3 protein-coding genes are annotated in these 2682 nt (G+C 61.1%); all 3 read left to right on the top strand.

Annotated features, from left to right (window positions below; all coding sequences use genetic code 11):
* Positions 1-177 precede the first annotated feature (177 nt).
* Entirely contained in the window at positions 178-846 is a 669-nt protein-coding gene (locus C1631_RS23060) for a recombinase family protein (protein WP_109714462.1), read from the top strand.
* Between the two features lie 162 nt (positions 847-1008).
* Positions 1009-1482, top strand: a complete 474-nt coding sequence (locus C1631_RS23885; protein WP_123966784.1) for a hypothetical protein — start codon at positions 1009-1011, stop codon at positions 1480-1482.
* Positions 1479-2360, top strand: coding sequence for a replication initiator protein A (locus tag C1631_RS23050; protein ID WP_109714457.1), 882 nt, complete (start codon positions 1479-1481; stop codon positions 2358-2360). The genes C1631_RS23885 and C1631_RS23050 overlap by 4 nt, the downstream gene beginning before the upstream one ends.
* Positions 2361-2682 lie beyond the last annotated feature (322 nt).

Here is a 2682-nt window from a genome sequence, read left to right as displayed (position 1 = left end):
ATCGTGAGCTTTGAGCGGAGTGATTCGAGTGTTGCTTCCGACTTGATAATTATGTTCGTAGTTCTCATGTGATATTGGATGTTGATTGTATCTTTATTTAGCTCTCCCCTCTTGATATGCGGAGCTTGATCGTGCAGGTACGAATCACAGAACCAACAGACGAAGATTCGTACCCGTATGTCCAAGGTCGTTGCGCTCTACAGAGTCTCGACAACTCGTCAAGGAAGAAGCGGCCTGGGCCTGGAGGCGCAGAAGGCGGCAGTGATGTCATACATCAGCGGCAGGCATGATCTTGTCGCTGAGTACGTCGAGGTTGAGAGTGGTAAGAAATGCGACCGCCCTCAACTCGCGGTAGCGCTGCACCGCGCAAAGGTTACTGGTTCAATTTTATGTATCGCTCGTCTTGATCGTCTCAGTCGCAATGCTGCATTTCTTCTCACTCTCCGTGATAGCGGCGTGAAGTTCGTCGCGGTCGATATGCCCGACGCCAACGAGATGACTGTGGGCATCATGGCCGTCGTTGCAGAGGGCGAGCGTAAGGCGATTGCGTCGAGAACACGCGATGCTCTGGCGGCGGCGCGTGCACGTGGTCGTGTTCTCGGGAACCGGAGCACGCTCGTCGCTGGTGCCGGGCAAGCTCGGGCCGCCAGGAAGATCGTGGAGATTGCGAACAAGACGGCGCACGACCTGCTCGTCGTCATCAACGACATCAAGGCCAGCGGCATCACCAGCTACAAGGGCATCGCCCGCGAGCTTCAAGCCCGACAGGTTCAGACGCCGCGAGGTGGTTCGGCGTGGCAGGGAGTTCAGGTCAGGCGTGTTCTCGAACGCGAGGTGTCGGCATGATGCTGCCTGTCCAACGGCACGACCCGGTTAACGAATCGTCAACCATGAGCGCGCACCGTTACCCTCACCCGTTACCCTCACCGTGAGCGAACCGTGCCCTCACCCTCCGCGCCCCTCGATGAGGACTGGTGCTCGGTCGCAGAAGCGGCACGGCGTCTGAACGTGACGCCCACGGCGATCCGCAACAGGATCAGGCGCGGTACTATCCCCACGAAGCCGAACGGGAACATCGGGCACCTCGTGCTCGTACCCCGGCCCGAACCCGTGCCCCTCACCCCGACCGACACGGTTACCGGCACCGTGCCGGTCACGGTTTCCGCCGACGCGCTCGACCGCGTGGCGGACGCCATGGTGGCCGAGCTACGCGGCCGACTGAGCGAGCTACAGGCCCGGATCACGTCAGCCGACGCCGAGCGGATGGCCCTCCAGCGGGAAGCGGCCCAGGAACGCGCTCAGGCGGCCGAGGAGCGGGCTCGGCTCCAATCCGCGCTGGTGGACACCGGCCAGCGCCTCGCCGGGCTCAGCAAGGCTCGTGAGGCCGATCTCGACCGGCACCGGCACGAGGTGGACGAGCTTCGGCGCGAACTGCGCGAACTGCGGCAACGGCCGTGGTGGCGGCGCGTGTGGGCTGCATGATGGCAGCAATTAACCAGGGCGATCTATTCGTCTCGACCTCAGTTGATCCACCTCTACGCGACAATAGGGATGCGATGGAGCATCCATTTTTATCGTTGCAGAAACGTAGAACTAAGCCGATCAGCTACGTCAATGACAAAGTGAGGATCGATGTCTACGCACCAGAGAAGTTCGGCATCGCGACCATATGGGATTGGGACATCATCATCGGTCTTGCGTCTCATATCAACGATGCAATCGAGGGCGGAATCTCGACATCACCTCGCATGAGCTTCGCGCCATACAACCTGCTCAAGACCATTGGGAGAGGTACGGGAGGCAAGGACTACCGCGAACTTGCTGCGGCGATCAGAAGGCTGCGAATGACGACGGTCATCACCAACGTCAGAGCAGAAGATGGCGCGGGCACCGAACGCCCGTTCTCATGGGTCTCAGACTACGCGATACCGACGAGGTACACGACGGTCCTGACACCCGAAGACCATCAGGGCGAAGCCGATCCGACGCGCCCGTGGATCGTGGAGCTACCCGCATGGCTCTACAACGCGATCACCCGCCGCCGAGACATCCTGGCGGTCCACCCGTCTTACTTCGATTTGACCAGCGGCATCGCACGAGCGCTGTACCGGCTGGCTCTCGGGCACGGACTTGCGCGCCAGCCGGGGGTCTGGAACTACCGGATCGACACGCTGCACCACCGCCTCGGGGTGACTTCGAGCAGAAGGGAGTTCAGCCGGGCGGTGCGCGAGATCGCGGCGGCCGACACCCTGCCCGAGTACACGATCCACATCGCCAAGAAGGACGGGCACGAGACGGTCACCTTCATCCGGGATCGGGGCAAGCCGCCTCGACCGCGCCGGGGCGTCTACCGACCTTGAGCGCGCGAGGCTCGGGGTATCGCCCACGCCGGGGCTCGGGGTATCGCCCACACTTACACGGGGTATCGCCCACACCCTGTTTGGATAAGCCACTGGCGCAGCGGGCATTTCAGCCCTGGGATCAAGCGTAAACTCTGAAACATCTCTCGTAGAGAGATTCTTAAAACGGAAACGATCTATCTGGCATGATCACAGCGGCTCGATCATTGATGAAAAGATCGGTGGCGTGCAATTGGATACGGCTGCAAGGACGGGGGTTTCGGAATGAGAGTGTGGGACGAACTCAGCACCACGACAGGCATCGGGAAACCGCGTAGACCAA

Origin of the sequence: Chryseobacterium phosphatilyticum (assembly GCF_002899825.2) — a bacterium.
Lineage (GTDB): Bacteria > Bacteroidota > Bacteroidia > Flavobacteriales > Weeksellaceae > Chryseobacterium > Chryseobacterium phosphatilyticum.
This window is presented reverse-complemented; position numbering and strand designations above follow the sequence as displayed.

Coding starts and splice junctions, on each gene's coding strand:
- C1631_RS23060 (WP_109714462.1), top strand. CDS start 178: ATGTCCAAGGTCGTTGCGCTCTACAGAGTCTCGACAACTCGTCAAGGA.
- C1631_RS23050 (WP_109714457.1), top strand. CDS start 1,479: ATGATGGCAGCAATTAACCAGGGCGATCTATTCGTCTCGACCTCAGTT.